The sequence below is a fragment of the Pseudomonas sp. BGI-2 genome (assembly GCF_004310295.1).
Taxonomy (GTDB): domain Bacteria; phylum Pseudomonadota; class Gammaproteobacteria; order Pseudomonadales; family Pseudomonadaceae; genus Aquipseudomonas.
Map to the genome: position 1 here is coordinate 1 of NZ_SISB01000056.1, position 24,900 is coordinate 24,900.

Here is a 24,900-nt window from a genome sequence, read left to right on the forward strand (position 1 = left end):
CAACTCAGTGATGGAGCGCTTCTTCCTGAGCTTGAAAATGGAGCGGGTATGGCGGCGCGATTACGCCAACCACGCCGAAGCGATACGTGACATTACTGAATACATCGTTGGGTTTTACAACAACGAGTGGCTGCACTCGAAACTCGGATATCTGCCACCGACCGTTTACGAACGGGAGATGGCGTCGAAATCACCTATCGAGGTGTCCGGAATTAGTTGACCACGACACGGGTGACTGCGAATCTGAAGGAAGCCCGAGGCAAAATGCTGGCCTGACGAACAGGAAGCGGATTAGGCGGTGCAGCGGGGTAAGGTAGCCAAAATTGCCAAAGCCCAATACTTGCACGCAACGCTGTGACGTAGATCCGACAGGCATAAGCAGGAAGGTCGCGCGAATTACCCTGGGAGATCTGCACGTTTGCCTGAGTGCTACCGAGCGCCGCGAGGCGACGGGATGAACGCGCAGAAGTCAGCCGAGGCCGTAGTAAGTGACGAGTAACTCCGTCACCAAGGGCCGAACAGGTTATGCCGCCAGTAGGCGTCAGAGTCTCGTTGAATACCGAAATGCAGAAATTTCTCCCAGAGAAGACTGTCACTCCGAGTCCCGGACAGAATCCGAGGATGACGGCTGACAGCGCAGAGGTATCGGCGGCATCTGTGACGTGGACGAACGCGGAGCCGGACACGCTGATGGCGCGGGTGCTCGCACCGGCCAACCTCAAGCGTGCGTATCAACGCGTGGTCAGCAACAAGGGCGCACCGGGTGCCGACGGCATGACGGTCGACGACTTGGCGGGCTACGTGAAACAGTATTGGCCGATCCTCAAGGCTCGGTTGCTGGCCGGCGAGTATCATCCGCAAGGTGTACGCGCCGTCGACATTCCCAAGCCCCAAGGTGGAACACGACAGCTGGGCATTCCCTGCGTCGTGGATCGCCTGATCCAGCAGGCTTTGCTGCAACAGCTCACGCCAATCTTCGACCCTCTGTTCTCGGACTACAGCTACGGTTTTCGTCCGAATAGAAGCGCTCATCAAGCCATCGAAACAGCCCGAGCCCATGTGGCGGCGGGCCACCGCTGGTGTGTGGAGCTCGATCTGGAGAAGTTCTTTGATCGAGTCAACCACGATGTCCTGATGGCTCACGTGGCGCGCCAAGTCGAAGATAAGCGGGTGCTCGCGCTGATCCGTCGTTATCTCGAAGCGGGAACGATGTCAGGTGGTCTTGTCAGTCGACGACAGGAAGGGGCGCCGCAAGGCGGCCCACTCTCGCCGTTGCTGTCGAATATCCTGCTCAACGAACTCGATCGCGAATTGGAACGGCGGGGCCATCGTTTCGTGCGCTATGCCGATGATGCGAACATTTATGTACGCAGCCGTCGTGCTGGCGAACGAGTGATGAACCGCGTCGAATGCTTCCTGAGCCAGCGTCTGAAACTGACGCTGAATCGGGAAAAGAGCCGCGTGGCGCGACCGTGGGCCTGTGATTATCTGGGTTATGGGATGAGCTGGCATCAACAGCCAAGACTAAAAGTGGCGAGGATGAGTCTGGGGCGTCTACGCGACCGACTCAGAGACCTGCTGCGCGGAGCGCGGGGCTGCAAGATGGCGAGCGTCATCGAGCGGATAAACCCCGTACTGCGCGGATGGGCTGGCTACTTCAAGCTCAGTCAGAGCAAGGGGCCCCTCGAGGAACTGGACGGCTGGGTGCGTCGAAAACTTCGCTGCATCCTCTGGCGCCAATGGAAGCAGTCCTCAACGAGGGCGCGTAACCTGATGGGCTTGGGGATCAACGAAGGACGTGCTCGTAGATCAGCGTCCAATGGGCAGGGCCCATGGTGGAACTCGGGAGCGTCACATATGAATCAGGCGCTGCCGAAGAAACTGTGGGATCGACTCGGTTTGGTCTCGATACTGGATACGATAAACGGCTTAATCGCATAACCTGAACCGCCGTATACGGAACCGTACGTACGGTGGTGTGAGAGGACGGCGGATGTAAATCCGCCTCCTACTCGATACCAATAAACGGGTTCGAATCGACGACCGGGTAATACTTTCCTGTAGGTCTTTTTTCCTGATTTCGTAGCTTGACTCTGCTTTTTCATTACCGGGACTGTTTCCCGCGACAACGCAATCGTTGACGTCTAGCGTTCAGAGGACATTTCGCAAGCAGCGACTTTCCACGAGCAGGAGCGCGAGACAAATGGATGTGATGAAAACCGACACCGCATTACAGGCAACACAAGAAGCTCAAATTCCCGTTTCTGTTATCGAGCGGTACTACGACCTGATCGTCAGCAGTACAGCTGATTTTGAAGTCAGTAGCGGTGGTGACGCATTTGAGCCATCCATGAAATTGCCTGCACTAGATGCTCGAATGCAGGCCTTTCTTTCCGTCGCAACTGCGCAGTTTTTTGAGTTAGGCCGTTACTGTGGGATGCCACTGCGGTTGTTCGATTTGAGGCAAAACCCAAATACTCAAACGACCAAGACATTTGCTTCGACGCTGATCGTCGCTCGTGCCATTCGCCATATTCAGGACACCGGCGACAGCATCCTGTTGTTTTCCCCTTCTTCCGGCAACAAGGCCATTGCACTACGTGATGCAGTCTTGCGTGCATTGAAAGCCAAGCTGGTTCATCCAGAACAATTGCGCATTGTCACATTGACGCCTGCGCAGACGATCGGGAAGTTGCGTAGAACCGAACTTTACGATGACCCTCGGCTGCGTGTCTTGAACCCTGTATTCGTCCTTGATGCCGAGTCGCCGGAGGCAGTGAAGGTTGTTGGGCAGCACTTCAAGGAGCTTTTCAGTCGCCGTCCATTGGGTGAGTTGAAGTTATGGCATTCCCTTCGGCTAGAGAATTACCGGCATTCTGACCAGGTCCGAGCTTTTTTTGACTTCGAACAGGGTGATGCCTGGGACACTGATCGAAAAACTGTCCATGTGCATGCGGTGTCTAGTGCCTATGGCCTTCTGGGATACTGCTCAGGTGTAGAGGTGTTGAAACACCACAATAAACACGTTTCCACCCCTTCATTTCTACTGGTTCAGCATCTGGCTACCAGTGACATGGTTTTGCATTTACTCGACGGCAACTTCGAGGGTACTTCCACGCCAGTCTATACACAGGAATCCAACGGCTTATGGGTTCAATCGGAGTCTGCGCATTTTCCTTCCGCGACCTGGAACCCCGATGAGATCCTTGAACCCACTTTTTACACGCACCTTCCGCCTACCGCCGTGGAAATGACCGGGTTGGTCAGGGCCAATGGTGGCTCGGGAATCGTCGTGTCGCTTTATGAGTGCATGCAACGCTACAGCGAATGTGTCCAGTTGCTAGCGAATACACCCGTGAGATTGCCCGCGGACCCCCGGGATCTGAAGGAGTGGTCATTGGTGATGGCTCTCACCGGATGCCTGAATGCAATTGACCGAGAGTTGCTGGTGGGTATGGACGGCTGCACCATTCATGCATCCGGCTCCTATTGTCAGAGTGATTATGACGCCATGCCCATCGAAGGACTGTCATTCATTGACAGTGCTGAAGAGATGATGGAAATCCTGCGTGGTCGTTGTAACTCATGAGCGCTGATCTTTCGATTATTCAGAAAACACCCTGCCATTTCCGCGTTTACAGGGGCTACTCCAAAGCTGGAGTAATGGCGCGTCTAGTTTATGTTGGAGTGAGTGAAGGCCTGATCTACATCGCCCCTTTTGTGGATCAATGTTTTTTCGAGCATTCGACTGTAGAGCAAGAAGGCACTCTGGAATGGAAACAACTTGAGGAATTTCTAAACCAGAATCAACCCGACACGAGCCTGTTGATGGCGCCACTGGAGGTCATCCAGCAATGCCAGCGCCCCGGCGATATTGTCGGACTCAGCAGGCTTCACCAGAAAGTCGATGTGTCCTCTGATTGGGAGCATGTGCAGAGGGAATTGTCCCATCGGGAAAACAACCGCCGTGTTCAATCGGTCGGACAAGGGTTTGGTTTCGATGTGTCGCTTAGGGATGAAGACTTCTTTACCTTTTATCGTTCCATGCATGTCCCGACCATGAGCGCCCGTTACGGGCGCTTAGCCCGCAGTGTGCCCGAGCAATCGGCGTATCTGGAATTGTTCAAGCAGGGAGTGTTGTTTCGGGTTTGTTTAAAGGATGACTGGGTGGCGGGAAGTGTTTCTCAAGTTGATGAGTCGACACGCACCTTGAACGCACGGTTGATCGGCGTGAAGGATGGCGCATCAATTTACCGGGTTAATGGAGCACAGAATTTTGTTTACCACGCGATCCTGGAGTGGGCATCCCATCAGTCGAACATCGATTGCGTCGACTTTCAGGGCTGCGAGCCATTTTTGAGCAAAGGAACGTTTCAGTACAAGAAACGCTTTGGGGCTAAGGCCGTTATTCCTGACAACGCATTCGGTCAATGGAGGTTACTGATTCGAGCGCACAAGCTTTGTGCTTCAGCCAGGCAATTCCTGATCAATAACCCTCTTGTTGGCCTTGATGCAGAGGGCCGGCTGCAAGCACAGTACTTCTTCGATGCAGACCACGAGATCCGCTCGGACATTCCCTTCGCTTCAAAAGGCATTTCCAGCCAAGTGAACCATAACCTGGACCAATGGCATGGCTAGTCGGCTCATCCACCCGACTCGGCTTGATGGATATTTCTGTCCTATGGCCTGGGTGCTTGCTGCGTTGATCTTCATCAGTCGGTTGAGCGCCATGGTCAAGCTATTCATGGCGTTATACCTGCGTCAGGAACTGGGGCTGCCGATTGAAACCGTAGGCTGGTTGTTATCCGGATACGGAGCCGGCTTGCTGATAGGGTCAATGGGAGGCGGACTGCTCAGTGAGTATTTCTCCACGGCGCGCCTCACCGCCGCGTTGTTTTTTGTCTCGGCATGGATATTGGTCTTGTTGGGGCTGGTCGTTGAGGTGCCATTGCTGGCTGGGTTGTTGCTTTTCAGCGGAGTACTCGATGGTGCGATACGTACACTTCATCAGCGCTTGATTATGGAGTATTGCCTGGTTGCGCAGCGGCTTCGCGCGCAGTCATTGAGTCGTGTTGCCAGTAACCTGGGCATGGCTGTGGCCGGGGTTGTGGGTGGCGTCCTGGCGCAGACTGATTTTCGCTGGGTGTTTTTTGTCAGTGCGGCCATGACGCTGTTGGCTTTGATCTGGTTTGTTCGGGCGACATTTCATCGAGAAGTTCTGATACCGGATCAGACTCCTGATTCGGTTTCGGGTGCATGCGTACCTTATCGAGATAAACCGTTCCTCTGGTTGTTGGCGGCTTCTGTCTTGCTCGGCCTTGCCTTCGAACCGGTCTACAGCATGTTGGGCAACTATCTGCTCGATTACTATCGGTTGGGTATCGAAGTCATCGGATGGCAATTTGCACTCAATGCAGTACTGGTGGTGGTGCTCCAGATTCCGTTATCTCATTGGAGTGAGCAATGGGGGGCGCGTCGGCAACTACTGGCAGGCAGCCTGCTGTTAGCCTGCGGGCTCGCGATGTTGCCCTTCGGCTCAGGGGTGTTGTATGTCTGCCTGTCGACCGTTGTTTGGACCCTAGGCGAAATTTTGTTTATGCCGACCCTGAGCGTGTTGGTTATGCAGCGTGCGCACACAGGAAGGAGTGGGCATTACTTTGGACTTTTTTCCATGTGCTGGAGCGCGAGTGTGCTGCTTTCACCGGTACTTGGCGGTCAGCTCTACGGCCATTTCGGCGGGCACATTGTCTGGTTCGTCAGCGCCGCGCTGGCCTTGTTGTCCACGCCGCTGATTTATCAGGCCACACGTTTGGGCGCCTCGAAAGGGCTGGATTCACAAACGTCGCGCGTCACTTCGCATAGCTGATTCGATTCTGGGGGTTATTCGATACAAGTCTGCAGAGCCAGACACTGGCGATGATGACGCCGACAGGCAGACGTAAACCGCAGGCAAAAGAAAACCCCTTCTCCCCGGCTGATGCGCAGCCGAGGCAGAAGAGGTTATTGAACAGCTCAGATATCCCCTGTGGGAGCGAGCCTGCTCGCGAAAGCTGTGTGTCAGTCAACATTGATGCTTGCCTATAAGAATGTACTGTTGCGCGACGGTTTTTCCGTAGGTCTTTTCCCTTTGTGGGGTAGCTTGACTCTGGTTTTGCATTGTTGGCGTTTCTACTCGCGACAACTAAGTCGTAGCCGTCTACTGTTCGAAAGGCACTTCGCAAATCGCTGCCTTTTCAAGGATCAATGGAATGACGAGTCGGCTGACTCACCTGCTGCGGCTGGACGGCTATTTCTGCACCATGGCCTGGGTGCTGGCGGCGCTGCTTTTCATCAATCGCCTGAGCAGCATGGTCAAGCTGTTCATGGCGCTGTACCTGCGTCAGGAACTGGGGCTGGCGATTGAAACCGTCGGCTGGCTGCTGTCCGCTTACGGCGCCGGGCTGCTGATTGGCTCGATGCTGGGCGGATGGCTGAGCGATCATGTGTCCACGGCGCGGCTGACAGCGGCGCTGTTTTTTGCCTCGGTGTGGACGCTGGTCTTGCTCGGGCTGGCCACGCAGGTGCCGCTGCTGGCAGGTTTGCTTTTGCTCAGCGGGACACTCGACGGGTCGATTCGTACGCTGCATCAGCGGTTGATCATGGAGTACTGCGAGGTGGCGCAGCGTCCTCGCGCGCAGGCCTTGAGCCGTGTCGCCAGAAACCTCGGGATGGCTGCCGCCGGCTTGGCGGGCGGGGTGCTGGCGCAGACCGATTTTCGCTGGGTGTTTTTTGTCAGCGCGGCCATGACGCTGCTGGCATTGCTTTGGTTTGTCCGCACGACGTGGCGCCGACCGGCGCTTATTCCTGAGGAAACGCCCGATGTCGGCGCAGGCACAGGCGTCCCCTATCGAGATCGACCGTTCCTCTGGTTGCTGGCCGCGGTGATCCTGCTCGGTATGGCGTTCGACTCGATCTACAGCATGCTCGGCAATTACTTGCGGGATTACTACCGGTTGAGCACTGAAGCCATCGGCTGGCAGTTCGGCCTCAATGCGATGCTGATTGTGGTGTTGCAAATACCGCTGTCGCACTGGGGTGAACGCTGGGGCGCACGCAGGCAACTGGTGGCGGGATGTGTGTTGCTGGCGGTTGGGCTCGGCATGTTGCCGCTCGGTTCCGGGTTGTTTTACGCCTGTCTGTCGACTGTGGTCTGGACGCTGGGGGAAGCCCTGTTTATGCCGCCGCTGAATGTTCTCGTCATGCAGCACGCGCAAGCCGGAAAAAGCGGCCAGTACTTCGGCCTGTTCTTCATGTGCTGGAGTGCGAGCGCGCTGCTTTCACCGGTACTTGGCGGTCAGCTCTATGGCCATTACGGTGGGCACATTGTCTGGTTCGTCAGCGCCGCGCTGGCCATGCTGTCCACCCCGCTGATTTATCAGGCCACACGTTTGGGCGCCTCGAAAGGGCTTGATCCACAAACGCGGCGCGCCACCTCGCTTAGCTGATTCGGTTATGGGTGTTATCAGAAACCGATCTGGCCGCCGACGGCATTTCCGCCCATTCGTTAGCGTCCTATCTGGAGAACCCGGCTGAGCGCAACTAAATTTCAGACAGCGCCAGTCAGGCACTTGTGTTTCACCTGCAAAAGGATGGAATCGGCTATGAACAGATTTTTACGGGTTTTATTGCTGTTGAAGGTGGTGGTGTTGTTGTCCCTCGGCAGTTCAGCGGTGTGGGCCGGATGTGAGGATCATGATACTCAGGCGTCGAGCGGGACGGTGGTGCAGGGTGATCTGATGCTTGCCAAGTCCGAGTCCGAACCGGGTGATCAGGGGCAGGGCGGCAGTGCGGACGATGACGATTCGACCACTGAGGAACCCGACAGCGACGATGACGACGACAGCCAGACGTAAACCGCAGGCAAAAGAAAACCCCTTCTGCCCCGACTGATGCGCAGCCGGGGCAGAAGGGGTTATTGAACAGATCGCAAATCCCTGTGGGAGCGACGGTGCGACGATTCGACCTGCTCGCGAAGGCGATATTTCAGTCAACATCTTATGTCGACTGAGAGACCGCTATCGCGAGCAGGCTCGCTCCCACATTTTTACGCGGCGCCGTCGAGGAATTGCTCGGCGTAGTGGCAAGCCACCTGGCGTCTGTCGAGCAGGCGCAGGGCTGGCTCTTCAGTGCTGCAACGCTCGGTCGCATACGGGCAGCGCTTGTGGAAAGCGCAGCCCGACGGCGGGTTCAACGGGTTTGGCAACTCGCCGACGATCTTGATTTTCGGCTTGTTCGGGTCCGGGTGAATGGTCGGGGTGGCCGACAGCAGCGCCTGGGTGTACGGGTGCAGAGGACGCTCGTAGATGTCGTTCTTCGGGCCCATTTCCACCGGGCGGCCGAGGTACATCACCATCACGTCATCGGCGACGTGTTGCACCACCGCCAGGTTGTGGGAGATGAACACGTAGGCGGTGTTGAACTCTTGCTGCAAATCCATGAACAGGTTCAGCACCTGCGCCTGAATCGACACGTCCAGCGCCGAGGTCGGTTCGTCCGCTACCAGCACTTTAGGCTGCAACATCATCGCGCGCGCCAGGGCGATCCGCTGGCGCTGACCGCCGGAGAACATGTGCGGATAACGCTGGTAATGCTCAGGACGCAAGCCCACCTGCTTCATCATCGCCTGGACTTTCTCGCGACGTTCCGAGGCGCTCAGGTTGGTGTTGATCAGCAGCGGCTCGGCCAGTTGATCACCGACTTTCTGCCGTGGGTTCAACGACGCGTAAGGGCTCTGGAACACCATCTGCACGTCTTTGCGCAGTTGCTTGCGTTCAGCCTTGTTCGCACCGGTGACTTCCTGCCCGGCGATTTTCAAGGAACCGGAGGACGGCTCTTCGATCAGCGTCAGGGCGCGGGCCAGGGTGGATTTGCCGCAGCCCGATTCACCTACAACGGCGAGGGTCTTGCCGGCTTCCAGTTCGAACGACACACCGTTCAGGGCGCGTACGGTCGCATGGCCCTTGAACAGGCCGCGGGACACTTCGTAGTGGCGGGTCAGGTCGCGGGCGGTAAGTACGACGGCCATTACGCCACCTCCTGATTCAGCGGGTAGAAGCAGCGGGCGAGGCTGTTGCTTTTCGGGTCAAGGGTTGGACGTTGCTGACGGCAGGAATTCTGCACATACGGGCAACGCGGCGACAGCAGGCAACCCTGCGGACGGTCATAACGACCGGGAACGATGCCCGGCAGCGTGGCCAGGCGCGTGGCACCCAGGCTGTGTTCCGGAATCGCCTTGAGCAGTGCTTCGCTGTACGGGTGCGCCGGGATGTCGAACAGTTGTGGCACCTGACCGACTTCCACCGCTTGACCTGCGTACATCACGCACACGCGCTGGGCCGTTTCGGCCACGACCGCGAGGTCGTGAGTGATCAGCACCAGGCCCATGTTCTGCTCTTTTTGCAACGCCAGCAGCAGGTCCATGATCTGCGCCTGAATCGTTACGTCCAGTGCTGTGGTCGGTTCGTCGGCGATCAGCAGTTTCGGCTCGCCGGCAATCGCCATGGCGATCGCGACTCGCTGGCTCATACCGCCGGAGAGTTGATGCGGGTACGCGTCCATACGGCTGGCGGCGCCCGGGATTTCAACTTTTTCCAGCAGTTCGATGGCGCGCTTGCGGGCTTGCTTGCTGGACATTTTCAGGTGCAGACGCAGGACTTCTTCGATCTGGAAACCGACGGTGTAGCTCGGGTTCAGCGCGGTCATCGGGTCCTGGAAGACCATGGCCAGGTCTTTGCCGACGATTTGCCGACGCTGACGGTTGCTCAGTTTGAGCATGTTCTTGCCGTCGAAATTCAGCGCGTCAGCAGTGACGATCCCCGGATGTTCGATCAGGCCCATCAGCGCCATCATGGTCACGGACTTGCCGGAACCCGATTCGCCAACGATGGCCAGAACTTCGCCCTTGTCCACGGTAATGTCGAGACCGTCGACCACCGGTACGGCGTTTTTGTCGCCGAAGCGAACGTTGAGATTCTTGATTTCTAGCAGTGACATTTGAATCTCCTCAGGCGGCGTTCTTGAGTTTCGGGTCCAGCGCATCGCGCAGACCGTCGCCCATCAAGTTGATTGCCAGCACGCTGAGCAAAATGGTCAAACCAGGCAGACTGACGACCCACCAGGCGCGTTCGATGTAGTCGCGAGCCGAAGCCAGCATGGTGCCCCATTCAGGGGTTGGCGGTTGAACGCCAAGGCCGAGGAAGCCCAGTGCCGCGGCATCGAGGATCGCCGAGGAGAAGCTCAAAGTGGCCTGAACGATCAGCGGCGCCATGCAGTTGGGCAGCACGGTGACGAACATCAGGCGTGGCAGACCGGCACCGGCCAGACGCGCGGCGGTCACATAGTCGCGGTTCAATTCGCCCATCACCGCAGCGCGGGTCAGACGAACATAGGACGGCAACGAAACCACGGCGATGGCAATAATGGTGTTGATCAGGCCAGGGCCGAGGATGGCGACAATCGCCACGGCCAGCAGCAGGGACGGCAGTGCCAGCATGATGTCCATCAGACGCATGATTGTCGGGCCGAGCAGGCGGGGGAAGAACCCGGCGAACAGACCCAGAAGGATGCCCGGAATCAGCGACATCACCACCGACGACAAGCCGATCAGCAGGGACAGGCGCGAACCGTTGATCAGCCGCGACAGCAGGTCGCGACCCAGTTCATCGGTGCCCAGCAGGAACTGGATCTGCCCCCCTTCCAGCCAGGATGGCGGGGTCAGCAGGAAGTCACGGTATTGCTCGCTTGGGTCATGCGGTGCCACCCACGGCGCGAAGATCGCGCAGAAAATCACCAGCAGCATGAACATCAGGCCGGCAACGGCGCCTTTGTTCTTGGAAAACGCTTGCCAGAACTCTTTGTACGGAGACGGGTACAGCAGGCTTTGATCGACTGTTACCGCTTGATTTGTAGTTGAAGCTGGAGTGGTCATGGTCATGATGATCTCAGCGCTGGTGACGGATGCGTGGGTTGGCGAAGCCGTAGAGGATGTCCACCACGAAGTTCACCAGAATCACCAGGCAGGCGATTAACAGGATGCCGTTCTGCACCACGGGATAGTCCCGTGCGCCAATGGCTTCGATCAGCCATTTGCCGATGCCGGGCCACGAGAAGATGGTTTCGGTCAGAACCGCACCCGCCAGCAATGTGCCGACTTGCAGGCCGACCACGGTCAGTACCGGGATCAGTGCGTTGCGCAGACCGTGAACAAACACCACGCGCGACGGCGACAGGCCTTTGGCGCGGGCGGTACGGATGTAGTCTTCACGCAGTACTTCGAGCATCGAAGAACGGGTCATCCGCGCAATAACGGCCAGCGGGATGGTGCCGAGCACGATGGCCGGCAGGATCAGGTGATGCAGGGCATCGAAGAACGCACCGACGTCATCGGCCAGCAGCGTGTCGATCAGCATGAAGCCGGTGCGCGGCTCGATGTCGTAGAGCAGGTCGATCCGCCCGGACACCGGGGTCCAGCCCAGGGACACCGAGAAGAACATGATCAGGATCAGGCCCCACCAGAAGATCGGCATCGAGTATCCCGCCAGGGAGATGCCCATCACCCCATGGTCGAACAGGGATCCTCGCTTGAGTGCCGCAATCACCCCGGCCAGAAGGCCCAGGATGCCGGCGAACAACAGCGCGGCCATGGACAGTTCCAGGGTCGCGGGGAATAGAGAGCTGAATTCGCTCCAGACGCTTTCACGGGTACGCAGGGATTCGCCAAGGTCGCCGTGGGCCAACTTGCCGATGTAGTCCAGGTACTGGGCATACAGCGGTTTGTTCAGGCCAAGGCGTTCCATTGCCTGAGCGTGCATTTCGGGGTCGACCCGACGTTCGCCCATCATCACTTCCACGGGGTCGCCAGGAATCATGCGAATCAACGCGAAAGTCAGCAAGGTGATGCCGAAGAACGTGGGGATCAATAACCCCAATCGGCGGGCAATAAAACTAAACATCTTGTGGTGTACCTCATCAGCCGGTTAGGCGTGCCTGGTGTCCCTGGAGTCAGGGACACCGGGAGTTTTCTTATCTACTTCACCTGGGTGGTGGCGAAGTTATTAGTGGTGAGGGGGCTAATGTGATAACCCTCTACGTTGTTGCGCATTGCAGTGAACATACGGGTGTGCGCCATGTTGATCCATGGCTGGTCCTGATTGAAAACCTCCTGGGCTTGCTCGTAGAGCGCTGCACGTTCCGTGGGGTTCACTTTAGCCCGTGCTTCGTCGATCAGCGTCTGGAATTTCTGATTGCACCAGCGCGCGTAGTTTTCGCCGTTCTTGGCAGCTTCGCAACTCAGATTAGGCGTCAGGAAGTTATCCGGGTCGCCGTTATCGCCCGCCCATCCGGCAGACACCATGTCGTGCTCGCCGTTTTTGGCGCGTTTGAGCATTTCGCCCCATTCCATGACGCGAATGTCGACTGTGATACCGACCTTGGCCAGGTCAGCCTGCATCATCTGCGCGCCGAGCATCGGGTTCGGGTTGGTCGGACCGCCGCCGTTACGGGTGAACAGCGTGAAAACAGTGCCCTCCGGCACGCCCGCTTCCTTGAGCAGGGCGCGAGCCTTGTCCAGATCACGTGGCGGGTTTTTCAGGTCGTGGTTGTAGCCCAGCAGGGTGTCCGGGAACGGATTGACCGCGACCGTTGCGTTGCCTTTGCCAAACAGCGCGTTCACGTATGCGGCCTTGTCGAACGCAATGTCGATGGCCTTGCGCACACGCACATCACTCATGTATTTGTGCGAGGTGTTCATCGCGATGTAGGAAACGGTCATCGCGTTCATCTCATCAACCTTCAGGTTGGTGTCTTTCTTGATGCTCGGGATGTCATCCGGTTTCGGATACAGCGCGACCTGGCACTCGTTGGCCTTGAGCTTTTGCAGGCGCACGTTGTTATCGGTGGCGATGGCCAGGATCAGCGCATCAGCCGGTGGCTTGCCACGGAAGTAGTCCGGGTTGGCCTTGAAGCGAACCTGGGCGTCTTTGTTGTAGCGCTGGAATACGAACGGGCCGGTGCCGACTGGCTTGTTGTTCAGGTCGCCGGCCTTGTTGGCCTTGAGCAACTGATCGGCGTACTCGGCGGAGTAGATCGAGGAGAACGCCATGGCGACGTCTGCCAGGAACGGCGCTTCGCGACGGGTCAGGGTGAATTTGACGGTGTTGTCGTCAACTTTCTCGACGCTTTTCAGCAGTTCCTTGAAGCCCATGCTTTCAAAGTACGGGAAGCCCACGCTCGACAGTTTGTGCCATGGGTGGTTCGGGTCCAGCTGACGCTGGAAGCTCCAGACCACGTCGTCGGCGTTCATGTCGCGGGTCGGCTTGAAGTATTCGGTGGTGTGAAACTTGACGCCTTTGCGCAGGTGGAACGTGTAGGTCAGACCGTCTTCGCTGATGTCCCAGGAGTCGGCCAGTGCCGGAATCACTTCCGTGGTGCCGGGCTTGAAGTCCGCCAGACGATTGAAGATGGTTTCGGCCACCGCATCGGCTGTGACTGCAGTCGTGTACTGGACCATATCGAAGCCTTCCGGGCTGGCTTCGGTGCAGACCACCAGGGGTTTGGCCGAGACGCCAACAGCGACACTCAGCAACGCGGCTGCAATGGCCGCACGTAGGGGAAGCATTTTCATCAAGAACCCTCTGCAATCGGTGGAACAGGAAAAAACCAAACGGCCGACTCATCATGAGTCAGCCGTCGGCAGTGTTTTTACAAAATCTTGAACGGGATGGTGGTCACGAGACGGAACTCGTTGATGCTGCCGTCAGCCTGGTTATCGCTGGCACGGTGAGTGGTGTAGGTCGCACGAACAGTGGTGGCCTTGAGCGGACCGCTCTGTACGGCGTACGAAGTACCGATGCCGTATTCATAGTGGTTCTCGCCGTCCATGTTGCGAACGTCGTAGGCGGTACCGGTGTAGTGAGTACCGTCGATTCCCCAGCCGCGTGCCTGGTAGATGTTGAACTTCAGGCCTGGCACGCCGTATTCAGCCATGTTCAGACCATAGGCGATCTGGAAGGACTTCTCGTTCGGGCCGTTGAAGTCCGACAGCAAGGAGTTGGCCAGGTAGATGCCGTTGGTTTCGTGCAGGTAGTCGAAGTACTCGTTACCGTTCACTTCCTGGTACGAGAACGTCAGGCTGTGGGCCTGGTGAGTCAGACCGAACGACAGCGAGTAGGTGTCGTTGTCGATCTCACCCATCAACTTTTTGCCTTCGTCGACGGTTTTGTAGTAGTTCAGGCCAGTGGTCAGGCTCAGTACCGAGCTGTCGCCCAGTTCGTGAGTAGCGCCGAAGTAGTACTGGTTCCAGAAGTCTTCGACGTTGGTCGCGTACAGGCTGGTCTTCAGGCTTTTCAGCGGCTGATAGTTCAGGCCTGCAGTGTTCACGTGATCGGTTTCAGCGCCGTTGTTGGTGTATTCAGAGCGGAATTTCGACAGGCTCTGCTCGCTACGTGGCGACACGCGGTCGAAGGTGCCGAGGTCGAACGACAGGTTGTCGAACTCTTCGCTGTGAATGGCAACACCTTCAAAGCTCGAAGGCAACGGACGGTTGCCGATGACATCGACGATCGGGCTGCTGAAGTTCATGCGGCCGGCGGTCAGGGTGGTGTTGGAGATACGCGCCTTTACGTTGGCCAGGCCCAGTTTGCTCCACTGGTCCACGGCGTCGCCGTTGGAGTGAGCCAAGGTACGGTTGGAACCACCCTTGATATCTTCGCGGCTGCGATCCAGCGCAATGGCGTTATAGGCAGCGACTTCGGTGCTGAAACCCACGGTGCCTTGGGTGAAGCCCGAGGTGTAGTTCAGGATCGTGCCCTGAACCCAGTTGATGCGACGCGAGCCGGTCAGTGTTTCACCATGGCGTTCGTACTTGAAAGTACCGCCACGTTGTTTGTCTTCGTTGGCATACCAGTTACGGGTACTACCCGACAGGCTCTGACCATCGATGAAGCCTTTGGCTTCCGACTGGGAGTTGGTGCTGGCCAGTTGGGTCGGAACGAAGTCCTGGCTTTGGGTTTCTGCGTAAGCCGTGGCGGTTACGCTGCTGATGGCCAGGGCCAATAACGCGGTGCTGCTCAGTTTCATGGGTGAAGCTCCTTACTTTCTTTTTTTTATGCCGGTCTTTTTTGGTGATCCGGCTATTTGTTTTAGAACTCAATCAAGGCTTAGCAAACGTTTGCTGTAGGCCGGATTGGCGAATTACGGCAATACGCTTGCGTGAGAGCGCAATGCGCCCCCAGCGTTTCTGGCTAATCGGTTATTGGTCGATACTGACGCCCGAGAACACGTTACGACCGAATGGACTCACCTTGAATCCTTCGATTTTGGCGCTCAACGGCTGGTTAACCGTCGAATGGGCGATAGGCGTGATCGGCACTTGTTGCTTGAGGTAGTGCTGCGCCTGTTTGTAGAGCACGGTGCGCTGGTCGCGGTCAGTGACGACCTTGGCCTGCTTGATGAATTTGTCGTAAGCCGGATCGCACCACATGGAGTAGTTGTTACCACCAATGGCGTCGCAGCTGTAAAGCGTGCCGAGCCAGTTGTCCGGGTCCCCATTGTCACCGGTCCAGCCAATCAGGCTGATGTCGTGCTCGCCATTCTTGGTGCGCTTGATGTACTCGCCCCATTCGTAGCTGACGATCTTCACTTTGAGGCCGATTTTTGCCCAGTCAGCCTGGAGCATCTCGGCCATCAACTTGGCGTTCGGGTTGTAAGGGCGCTGCACGGGCATCGCCCACAAGGTGATTTCGGTGCCTTCTTTCACGCCGGCAGCCTTGAGCAATTCCTTGGCTTTTTCCGGGTTGTAGACCGTGTCCTTGATCGTGTCGTCGTAGGACCACTGGGTCGGCGGCATGGCGTTGACGGCCAGTTGCCCCGCGCCTTGGTAGACGGCATTGAGAATGCCTTGCTTGTTCACCGCCATGTCCAGCGCCTGACGCACTTCGAGCTGGTCGAACGGTTTGTGGCGAACGTTGTAGGCGATGTAGCCAAGGTTGAAACCAGGCTTCTCGATGAGCTTGAGTGCCGGGTCGTTCTTCAGCGCTGGTACGTCGGCGGGGCGCGGGCTCAGGGTGATCTGGCACTCATTGGCCTTGAGCTTCTGTACACGCACCGATGCGTCGGTGTTGATCGAGAAGATCAGGTTGTCGAGCTTGACCCGGCTCGGGTCCCAGTACTGCTTGTTACCGGTGTAGCGGATGTTGGAATCTTTCTGGTAGCTCTTGAACGCGAACGGGCCAGTGCCGATCGGCTTCTGGTTGATGTCGCTCGGCTTGCCTTCAGCCAGTAGTTTGTCGGCGTATTCGGCGGACAGAATGGCGGCGAAGCTCATGGCGATGTTCTGGATGAACGCGGCGTCGACGCTGTTGAGCGTCATGACCACGGTCAGCGGCCCGGTCTTCTCGACCTTGGCGATGTTCTTGTTCAGGCTCATCCCGTTGAAATAGGGGAATTCTGTGGGATAAGCCTTACGGAAAGGTTGCTGCGGATCGAGCATGCGATTGAACGTGAACAGCACGTCATCGGTGTTGAACTCACGGGTCGGCGTGAAGTACTTGGTCGTGTGAAATTTCACCCCTTCGCGCAGGTGAAAGGTGTACTTGAGGCCGTCCTCGGAAATATCCCAGCTCGTCGCCAGGCCCGGTACGACATTGGTGGCGCCTTTTTCAAACTCTGCCAATCGGTTGTACAGCGGCTCGGCGGCATCGTTGTCGGTCGATGTCGTGTACTGCGCAGTGTCGAAGCCAGCGGGGCTGCCTTCGGAGCAGAACACCAGGCTGTTATTGGCGGCCTGGCTGATGGAAGTGGCGGCCAGCAGGCCGGTGCCCAGCAATGCGGATAAAACCAAGGTATGGCGCATGACGCTCCCTTTTCTCGTTCGCTAAGTGTTTTCAATGAGCCGCCGTCCCGTCCGGGGACGTGGAGGCATCACTGAGTTCAAACCATAACGTGCAGCAAAACCGAGAACCCACGCATGCACTGGTCAGATACCCGACGGTATGAGCCGTGGGTCTGGCCGTAAATGCGTAGAGTCTGAAAGACTTGTGGGAAAAGGCAACGCATCCGATGCCACGGCGGCTATGCGCGGCGGAATTGGATGTAGGCGGTTTCCTACTTTCTCGTCAGATAAAGCAACGGCGACGTTAAAAACGTCGCCGTTGAAAAACCTTATTTGCTGACGCTGACGCCGTAGAAGGAGTTCAAGCCAAACGGGCTGATCTTGAAATCCTGCACTTCGTTGCGCATGGGTTGGAACACCGTCGAGTGAGCGATAGGTGTCATTGGAACAGCGTCTTTGAGGACGTGTTGCGCCTGTTTGTACAGTTCGGTGCGCTTGCCCTGATCTGTCGTGCGTTTAGCTTCTTTGACGATGCCGTCAAACTTCTTGTCGCACCACTTGGAGAAGTTGTTGCCCTGCAGCGAGTCGCAGCCGAACAGCACGTTCAGCCAGTTGTCCGGGTCACCGTTGTCGCCGCTCCAGCCAATCAGCATCGCGCCGTTTTCGCCGCCTTTGGAGCGCTTGATGTACTCGCCCCACTCGTAGGTCACGATCTTGGCTTTGATGCCGACCTTGGCCCAGTCGGACTGCAGCATTTCAGCCATCAGTTTGGCGTTCGGGTTGTACGGACGCTGCACCGGCATCGCCCACAGGTTGATCTCGGTGCCTTCCTTGACGCCGGCTTCCTTGAGCAGCTCTTTGGCTTTCTCAGGGTTGTACGGCGCATCCTTGATGGTGGTGTCGTAAGACCATTGGGTTGGCGGCATGGCGTTGACGGCCAGTTGACCAGCACCCTGGTAAACGGAGTCGATGATCTGCTGCTTGTTGACGGCCATGTCCAGTGCCTGACGCACTTTCAATTGAGCCATCGGGTTCGGCTGATCGCTGCCCTTGATCTTGTCCATCACGTTGTAGGCGATGTAACCCAGGTTGAAGCCAGCCTGGTCAGGCACTTTCAGAGTCTTGTCTTCCTTCAGCGCCTTCAGGTCGGCCGGACGAGGGAACAGAGTGATCTGGCACTCGCCCTTTTTCAGCTTCTGAATACGTACCGACGGGTCGGTGGTAATGGCGAAGATCAGGTTGTCGATCTTGACGTCGTCAGGCTTCCAGTAGTCCTTGTTCCCGGTGTAGCGGATGTTGGAGTCTTTCTGGTAGCTCTTGAACACGAACGGACCAGTGCCGACCGGCTTCTGGTTGATGTCGGCGGCTTTGCCTTCTTTCAGCAGATGGGCAGCGTACTCAGCGGACTGCACCGACGCGAAGCTCATGGCCATGTTCTGGATGAACGCGGCATCAACTTCTTTGAGGGTGAACTTGACGGTGTGGTCGTCGACTTTATCGATCTTGGTGATGTTGGTGTCCATCCCCATGTCTGTGAAGTACGGGAATTCGGTCGGGTACGCTTTGCGGAACGGGTCGTTCTTGTCAATCATGCGATTGAAGGTGAACAGCACGTCGTCGGCGTTGAACTCACGAGTCGGCTTGAAGTACGGGGTGGTGTGGAACTTCACGCCTTCACGCAGGTGAAAGGTGTAAGTCAGGCCATCATCGGAGATGTCCCACTTGGTCGCCAGACCAGGAATCACAGCGGTGCCGCCGCGCTCGAACTGGGTCAGGCGGTTGAACATGGTTTCTGCAGAGGCGTCGAAGTCGGTTCCGGTGGTGTACTGACCAGGATCAAAACCGGCCGGGCTCCCTTCGGAGCAGAACACCAGGTTAGTCGCCGCTTGGGCGAAAGGTGCGGAGGCTAACAAGCCTGCGCCGACTAAAAACGGAATGACCGCGTGTTTAAGCATGTTGGCCTCATGATTTGTTGTCATTTTTGGAATTAGAGGACGACCTCGTGAGTCGTGCCTGCGGATACTTATGCAGGGGCCATACCCAATGCAAGATCCTGAACGACTGCAGGCGTTAAACAGTGGCACGAACGTACCTTAATGTCGCATATGTATAAATTCATGTGCATTTGACCGTTTGCGCAGGGTTTTTTCGGTGCATGGGGTGCACCTGCGCGGGGCGATTTGGACGTCTTGCGCACTCGATTGGAGCGCGGTGTTACTTATTTATACCCATCATTGAGGGGAGGGCGGGCGTGAGTGAGATCGAATTCCAGTTCGGTGGGTAGGTGTTTGTTGTTTAGAGGGTTGTTGTGTCTGTGGGGGCAGATTGTTCCGTTACTGTTTGTCAGTGGACATCTGTGGGTGGGCTTTGGATTTGGAGTTTGGTGGGGGCTGCGATGGCGTGTTGGTAGTACCCGGGGTGCAACCCGTTGTTGCTTGCGGTAGCGCTTTTCGCTTTTTTCAAATGTTGAGCGCCTGATAAATGAGCATTTTCTGACGGATGTGCAGTGGTCAGGCGTGGGGAGCGAGCCTGATAGCCGATCATTTACTTTCAGGTGTACATCATTCCCCTGTAGGAGCGAGGCTTGCCCGCGAAGGCGACCTGAAAGCCGACCAATCTCTTTCCGCTACCTGCAATTGATCATTCCCACGCTCGCGCGTGGAAGTGCCGCCGGGATGCTCCGCGCTCCATTTTTGTGTTGAATCACGTGTAAAAAACACAGCGCTTTCCCACGCATTTTTCAGGTTGCCGGGTAGGAAGCTGTTTCTCTAATCTCGTCCCGTCGCTGCAAAATCAGCGGCCAGGAGTGGAAACCTGAATCAGTAGGGCAAAGGCCCTCACGACCATACCGGCAAGTGATGGCTCCCTTGATTTCAGGAGCTGCAAATGGACAACGACAATTCCGATTCGAAATTCAATAAAACCAACCCAACCGCCGAAGCCTTGCGTGCTGGAGAATTACTCAAAGACCGCGAAGCCATAAAACGCGCCCTCGATTACTACCTCGATCCACCCGACCAATACGCCCCTAAACCCCGTCGTCCCAGCACCATGTTCATGATCGCCCCGGACATGGACAGCGAAAGTCTCCTGGCACAAGCTTGCGAGTCGTTGGCTTCGGCCAGTGTCATGGCCAGTGATTTCGCCGCTAACCTGATCGGCCCGCAGCGCCGTACGGTGTTGGCGATTCAGCAGATCATCATGCTGGCGGAATTGGCCGTGAATCGGGCGTTGGATAACTTCCAATCTCGTGTGGCTGGCCTGAAGCGTTAATGTCTCGATATGTCAGTCACCGAACAGCGGATTCCATGAAATATCGGACAAACCAGAGCGCTACCCATCCCCCCAGTAGCCGATTCAGACTGATATCGGGAACTTGAACCCAATTTCTGAGATGTCTTGGCAGTCCGTTGGCATCATCGTTTGCTGGCGGGTCTTCGTGGTGACAGCGTGTTGGTCGAGAGATCAATCCGCTTATCTGGGACAACCTGTAGAGGCGCCCAATTGGATCATTACCTAAAACTTACGATTAATGCCCACCAATCGGAAGCGCGCAAATTTCTGCTCAATTTCTTCTAGTTTGAAAAATGCGACGTACAGAAAATGTTCAGATTGAGCAAAATGAGCATTAAAAAGCTGCCGGATACGAAATTAAGCTCCAGCTCTGGCCTGTTCATTGAGTGGTGAACTCATAAAGTGCTGAGTAAGGCTGCTTTGACCCAGCAAGTATTACTTGATCGGCCCCGCAAATGTTACCCATCCACAGAGCATCACCATACCGATCACACAAATAGTCAGCACGTCGAAAGATCGGGTAACCAAGGTTTTGAGATGGATTGGAAAGTCGTTTACATCCCTGATCGCTTTCGGATCCGCTTGGAGCAGAAATGTTTTACGAGCGCGAAGCATACCGTTGATCTGGCCCAAACGAAGCATCCGGTCATAGGCAGCGGAACGGCGATTCACATCCACGATCAATGAGTTTTTGAGGTGGGACTCAATCTCTTCCAACTTGAAGTAACAGATGTAGTACATCACTCCTAGATTAATGATCATCGGGATGAACACTGCCATTGAAAAGCACAGGTAAAACAACTTCATTCCACTCATTCTGAGGTGGCCTCATATAAGAGCTCACCCATTGGTTCGAGGCCCTTGGCTCCGATGTTTCCACCGAGTGAAGTTGCAGCACCGTTCAAAATTAACGCGCAAAGCAGTCCTCCCACACCTCGTGTTTTTACTGCTACGCCGATGCAGTATTTAACAGTCACGCCCTTTGCCATAGCGCCACCCGCCATCCCGCCGACTACGTTTCCGGTCAATTTCCCTCCTTCAGTGAATTTTACTTTTTTGCATTCTTCATCGCTTCCCGTGCGACAGACTTCCTTTATCCGCATCGTGGCCGCTCCTGACGCTAGACCTATGCCCACGTAGCCACCTGCCCTCATGAACTTGGCTGCTCGTGCTACTCCTCCAATATTCGTCGCATACCCAGGCAGCTGTGTAGGTCCTCCGGCCTTGTCCCAATGATGGATGGTCCGACGCGTTGACAAGCCGAGTGCCCGCTTAATCTTGGGATGATCCGCAATGCCAGTACCTTTTCGTATCAATGGGCCAAGGCTGGCGTCCAGCTTGGCCATAAGCCGTTTACGTTGGGCAAAAAATTCCGGGGAGTTGAGATGACCATATTGGCGATATTGCTTTTGATGCAGCTCCTCCAGATCTTTCAGATTGGTTGTCAGCGCCTCAAGATGCTGTCCAATCATGAACGAAGCCACACCAAGCGACCCCGCCGATACTTCCAGAAACGGCTCTATCACCTCATGGTGTTCAACCATGAAAGAAGCTTCTTCATCACTCAGATCTTTGAGCGCCTCATTGACCTTCTCAGCTGCGATCATCAATTGCGCCTCTTCACGGCGGCACATGTAGTGCCGTGAGTCGCTGAAGATGACCATTTGCCCAGGTTTCACCCGTTCACCGAGATGTCGGTTCAACGAGCGAAACTGCTGGCTCAGGACTTCCCCTGGCGGGTTTTCGTACAGCGAACGCTCCAAGGCTTCGAGGCTCATGGGTTTCTGAATGATGTGAAAACCCGATTCCGCCGGTTTGGGAAGGGTGAACGCGTGTTCTTCGACCAAGTGTTGCGCTGGCGGCGGTTCGGGTTTGGCTTTGAAGCCGTTCCAGGAGGCACCGCCATTATCGGTATTGACGCGCTGCTTCACGATGACCCAATCACCATTGCTTACTGCACTGATAAGTTTCTGTTGATTAGCTGATTGCATGTAGTTGGAGCGGTTGGCGCCGATTGCACTCAGCAAGTCGTCGAAACCCTGCAGCTCATCGGGGTAGTTCAGGACCTGGCGTAGGTCGTCGGTGGCTTGGTAGCTGTCGAGTACATGGCCGCGCTGACCGGCGAGCAGGTCTTTGGGGATGAGTCTCTTCACGCTCGTGTCCTGTTCTTTGGAAACGGGTGACTTTGGCAAGAGAACTCAAGTAGAGATGCCGGGGAATTCGGTTTTGGGTGTAGGGGAAGTCCGAGTTTTTTGGGGGCCGTCCATTTCGCGTAGGAGTGCCGCCCGGTACGCTCCGCGTTCCATTTTTGTGTTGAGCCATGTGTAAAAAAACAGCGCTTTTCCCACGCGTTTTTCAGGTTGCCGGGTAGGAAGCAGTGTCTCTAACCTCTGGTTGTCGCTGAAAACTCAGCGATCGGGTGTGAGAACTCGGTAACAGATATGTATGAATCTAGCGCCAGCATCACCATCATTGCCGCCAGCTATTCGCTGCCTGCAATGCTCTATGGCAGCTGTGTGCGGGCGGACTTCGGTCCGGCCGGTTCTCTGTTCCCGGTTTTCTCACCCTGCACATAGCTGCCAATGCGCCCTTGATTACTACCTCGATCCACCCGACCAATACGCCCCTAAACCCCGTCGTCCCAGCACCATGTTCATGATCGCCCCGGACATGGACAGCGAAAGTCTCCTGGCACAAGCTTGCGAGTCATTGGCTTCCGCGAGTGTCATGGCCAGTGATTTCGCCGCTAACCTGATCGGCCCGCAGCGCCATACGGTGTTGGCGATTCAGCAGATCATCATGCTGGCGGAATTGGCCGTGAATCGGGCGTTGGATAACGTCGACCCGGCGTAGACCGCGTTATCGCTTTTTGCGAGCAAGATAGATCAGCAAAGATTCCCGGTTGCCATTAGCCCAATGGTTCGACCTTTCCTGACGGTACAAATGCATTCGAAAACGCCTGTACCTGTCAGGAATGACAGTAGAAATATCCCGCAACTTGATTGAGCATGATCGCCTCCCGTCACAGACTTGTCCTGTCTAAGCGGTTGGCTTCATCAACGTGTGCAATCTATATAAGGAGATAACCATGACCGATGCAGAAAAAGACTATATACGACAACGCGACTACCAAGTTATCCAATCTTCCGCATATAACGATTCATGGTGGCAGGTTGTCAAAGGTGGAACCCCTGTTGGGGGTAGGTATGGAGTAGAAGATGAAGCATGGAAATACGCTAACGATTTGATTTCGGCGGATAGCTATAATAACTAGTTACCCTTTCGTCGTTCATCGCCAGCAGGCTCGCCCCCGCATGTACGGTAGCGCCTTTGTGGGGGCGACTCTATTCGAAATGGCGGCGAGGGTGGCTGCTCGGCGCAATATCGTAAGAGATTTTAGGGGGTGGGGTATCTCAGCTATTGGTTTGCATTATTATTCCAAAATAATCTTGGAGAGGCGTGAGTATTCCCTTTTACCTGTTATTTCTTACAGTTGATATTTTACTTGCTTCGGCTGAATGTAACTCAGGCGATAAAGGCTTTTTCTGTTCGGGTAGGTAGCTTGGGGTCTAAGCTACCTTGTTTAGAATTTTTATAAGGAAATAATCATGAGCTATCCTGAAATTACTGAGTATCAAGGCTGGCTGATTTATAAGCATGATCCGGCCGATCAAAAATATTGTTATCAGGTTTATAGTAAGGATGGGAGTCCAGCCAGTATGTTGTGTGAAACAAAGGAGCATGCTGAACAACAAATTCGATCGTATAAACCACGACCACCAGGAGCTCGCGGATAACAGCTCTGGGAGGACCGCCCCGTTGTCATTCGCAGATGGCTCATTCCGGGCGGTGTTTCGACGATAGTGTAGGACCATCCCCTCAAAACTTGACGGGCTTGCACAGTTTTCAAGGACATAAAAAAACGGCGATCACTTCAGTGATCGCCGTTGCTGTGTCCGTGTTATCGAATCAAGGCATCAACACTTCAATCGCGCCATCCGCCGTCATGCTGACCTGGCTCGTGCCCGCCTCAACTTCCGGCGTCACCGGCGCACCGTCCATGCCGGCGGCTTTCATCATCATCGGCCCGCGCATGTACGGTTGTGGATAACCGTTGCTGTTCAAGTTCAGGTTAACGATTTTGTAGCCCTTGCCGCCCAACGCGTCGGTCGCCAGTTGGGCGCGGGCCTTGAAGGCGGTCACGGCTTCTTGAAGCAGCGCGTCTTCGCTGGCTTTGCGGGTTGGTGTGGCGATGGCGAAGTCCATGCCGCCCATTTTCAGGTCGGTCAGCAGTTCGCCTGTCAACTTCGACAGCGCGGCAAAGTCCGAGCTTTCCAGGCGCAGTTCGGCGCGTTCGCGCCAGCCGGTGATTTTCTGGCCCTTGGTGTCGTAGATCGGGTAGCTGTTGCGGCTGCCCTGGCGCAGGGTGACTTCCTTGACCTCTTTGGCCTGGGCCAGCGCTTTGTTCATGGTGGTGCTGACGTCGGCGGCGAGTTTGGCCGGGTCGGTGTTTTGTTCTTCGGTGTAGAGGGTCACGATCATCAGGTCGCGAGCCACTTCCTGGCTGACTTCGGCGCGCAGGGAGATCTGGTTGTAATGAAGCTCGTCGGCGGCCAGGGCCGGCAGGCTGGCGACGGTGCCAACGCTGAGGGCAAGAAGTGCGGCGCTGCGGCGGAAACTGTGCATGAAAACTCCTTGGACGGTGCGCAGGGGTTAAGGTCCGAGCCTGCGTGAAACCA

The 24,900-nt window shown here is 56.1% G+C and carries 21 protein-coding genes and 1 pseudogene; 11 read left to right on the top strand and 11 right to left on the bottom strand.

The genetic code is table 11. From position 1 onward, the window contains the following. The 7 genes from EYC95_RS27375 to EYC95_RS27410 form a co-directional block, all read left to right on the top strand. Window positions 1-220: IS3 family transposase (locus tag EYC95_RS27375; RefSeq protein ID WP_165557518.1), on the top strand; the 220-nt coding region annotated here is incomplete at its 5' end. A 305-nt stretch (window positions 221-525) separates the two neighbouring features. Continuing rightward, the gene (ltrA, locus tag EYC95_RS27380) at window positions 526-1,941 is read left to right on the top strand and encodes a group II intron reverse transcriptase/maturase (RefSeq protein ID WP_131063102.1); all 1,416 of its coding nucleotides are present in this window, start codon (window positions 526-528) and stop codon (window positions 1,939-1,941) included. A gap of 262 nt (window positions 1,942-2,203) precedes the next feature. Then, entirely contained in the window at window positions 2,204-3,589 is a 1,386-nt protein-coding gene (locus tag EYC95_RS27390) for a DUF6002 family protein (protein ID WP_131063104.1), read from the top strand. Next, window positions 3,586-4,638 carry a hypothetical protein gene (locus EYC95_RS27395; RefSeq protein ID WP_256657011.1) on the top strand — a complete coding sequence of 351 codons (1,053 nt, stop codon included), beginning with the start codon at window positions 3,586-3,588 and terminating at the stop codon, window positions 4,636-4,638. The genes EYC95_RS27390 and EYC95_RS27395 overlap by 4 nt, the downstream gene beginning before the upstream one ends. Continuing rightward, entirely contained in the window at window positions 4,631-5,866 is a 1,236-nt protein-coding gene (locus EYC95_RS27400; RefSeq protein WP_131063105.1) for an MFS transporter, read from the top strand. The genes EYC95_RS27395 and EYC95_RS27400 overlap by 8 nt, the downstream gene beginning before the upstream one ends. A gap of 382 nt (window positions 5,867-6,248) precedes the next feature. Further along, the gene (locus EYC95_RS27405) at window positions 6,249-7,484 is read left to right on the top strand and encodes an MFS transporter (protein WP_131063106.1); all 1,236 of its coding nucleotides are present in this window, start codon (window positions 6,249-6,251) and stop codon (window positions 7,482-7,484) included. A gap of 156 nt (window positions 7,485-7,640) precedes the next feature. Next, window positions 7,641-7,892 (top strand): hypothetical protein, encoded by a 252-nt coding sequence (locus EYC95_RS27410; protein WP_131063107.1) that lies wholly within the window; start codon window positions 7,641-7,643, stop codon window positions 7,890-7,892. Window positions 7,893-8,083: 191 nt separating this feature from the next. Here the strand turns inward: EYC95_RS27410 and EYC95_RS27415 are convergent, their stop codons facing one another. The 8 genes from EYC95_RS27415 to EYC95_RS27450 all read right to left on the bottom strand — a co-directional run bounded on the left by EYC95_RS27415 (window position 8,084) and on the right by EYC95_RS27450 (window position 18,822). After that, window positions 8,084-9,064 carry a peptide ABC transporter ATP-binding protein gene (locus tag EYC95_RS27415; protein WP_131063108.1) on the bottom strand — a complete coding sequence of 327 codons (981 nt, stop codon included), beginning with the start codon at window positions 9,062-9,064 and terminating at the stop codon, window positions 8,084-8,086. Then, window positions 9,064-10,032, bottom strand: a complete 969-nt coding sequence (locus tag EYC95_RS27420) for an ABC transporter ATP-binding protein (protein WP_131063109.1) — start codon at window positions 10,030-10,032, stop codon at window positions 9,064-9,066. Before EYC95_RS27420 ends, EYC95_RS27415 begins: the two co-directional genes overlap by 1 nt. 10 nt (window positions 10,033-10,042) lie before the next feature. Continuing rightward, entirely contained in the window at window positions 10,043-10,972 is a 930-nt protein-coding gene (locus EYC95_RS27425; protein ID WP_371928440.1) for an ABC transporter permease subunit, read from the bottom strand. 7 nt (window positions 10,973-10,979) lie between these two features. Beyond that, on the bottom strand, window positions 10,980-11,990 hold the full coding sequence (locus tag EYC95_RS27430; RefSeq protein WP_131063110.1) for an ABC transporter permease subunit: 1,011 nt from the start codon (window positions 11,988-11,990) through the stop codon (window positions 10,980-10,982). 74 nt (window positions 11,991-12,064) lie between these two features. Then, window positions 12,065-13,660: an ABC transporter substrate-binding protein gene (locus EYC95_RS27435; protein ID WP_131063111.1), complete on the bottom strand. Its 1,596-nt coding sequence runs from the start codon at window positions 13,658-13,660 to the stop codon at window positions 12,065-12,067. Between the two features lie 77 nt (window positions 13,661-13,737). Then, window positions 13,738-15,114, bottom strand: a complete 1,377-nt coding sequence (locus tag EYC95_RS27440; RefSeq protein WP_131063112.1) for an OprD family porin — start codon at window positions 15,112-15,114, stop codon at window positions 13,738-13,740. 172 nt (window positions 15,115-15,286) lie between these two features. Continuing rightward, window positions 15,287-16,888, bottom strand: coding sequence for an ABC transporter substrate-binding protein (locus tag EYC95_RS27445; protein ID WP_131063113.1), 1,602 nt, complete (start codon window positions 16,886-16,888; stop codon window positions 15,287-15,289). 308 nt (window positions 16,889-17,196) lie between these two features. Continuing rightward, window positions 17,197-18,822, bottom strand: a complete 1,626-nt coding sequence (locus tag EYC95_RS27450; protein WP_131063114.1) for an ABC transporter substrate-binding protein — start codon at window positions 18,820-18,822, stop codon at window positions 17,197-17,199. A gap of 931 nt (window positions 18,823-19,753) precedes the next feature. Between EYC95_RS27450 and EYC95_RS27455 the strand changes: the two genes are divergently transcribed. Then, the gene (locus tag EYC95_RS27455; RefSeq protein ID WP_131063115.1) at window positions 19,754-20,140 is read left to right on the top strand and encodes a DUF6124 family protein; all 387 of its coding nucleotides are present in this window, start codon (window positions 19,754-19,756) and stop codon (window positions 20,138-20,140) included. Window positions 20,141-20,596: 456 nt separating this feature from the next. Here EYC95_RS27455 and EYC95_RS27460 read toward each other — a convergent pair whose 3' ends face one another. After that, on the bottom strand, window positions 20,597-20,968 hold the full coding sequence (locus tag EYC95_RS27460; RefSeq protein WP_131063116.1) for a hypothetical protein: 372 nt from the start codon (window positions 20,966-20,968) through the stop codon (window positions 20,597-20,599). Window positions 20,969-20,973: 5 nt separating this feature from the next. Continuing rightward, window positions 20,974-22,314: a hypothetical protein gene (locus tag EYC95_RS27465; RefSeq protein WP_131063117.1), complete on the bottom strand. Its 1,341-nt coding sequence runs from the start codon at window positions 22,312-22,314 to the stop codon at window positions 20,974-20,976. A gap of 433 nt (window positions 22,315-22,747) precedes the next feature. Between EYC95_RS27465 and EYC95_RS27470 the strand changes: the two are divergent. From EYC95_RS27470 to EYC95_RS27480, 3 genes and pseudogenes are all read left to right on the top strand, one after another. After that, window positions 22,748-23,014, top strand: a pseudogene (locus EYC95_RS27470) (DUF6124 family protein); the annotation flags it as partial. A gap of 235 nt (window positions 23,015-23,249) precedes the next feature. Further along, window positions 23,250-23,435, top strand: a complete 186-nt coding sequence (locus EYC95_RS27475) for a hypothetical protein (RefSeq protein WP_131063118.1) — start codon at window positions 23,250-23,252, stop codon at window positions 23,433-23,435. A 334-nt stretch (window positions 23,436-23,769) separates the two neighbouring features. After that, on the top strand, window positions 23,770-23,958 hold the full coding sequence (locus EYC95_RS27480) for a hypothetical protein (RefSeq protein WP_131063119.1): 189 nt from the start codon (window positions 23,770-23,772) through the stop codon (window positions 23,956-23,958). 172 nt (window positions 23,959-24,130) lie between these two features. On the opposite strand, the gene EYC95_RS27485 is transcribed toward EYC95_RS27480, so the two are convergent. Next, entirely contained in the window at window positions 24,131-24,847 is a 717-nt protein-coding gene (locus EYC95_RS27485; RefSeq protein ID WP_131063120.1) for an SIMPL domain-containing protein, read from the bottom strand. Between the last annotated feature and the right edge of the window lie 53 nt (window positions 24,848-24,900).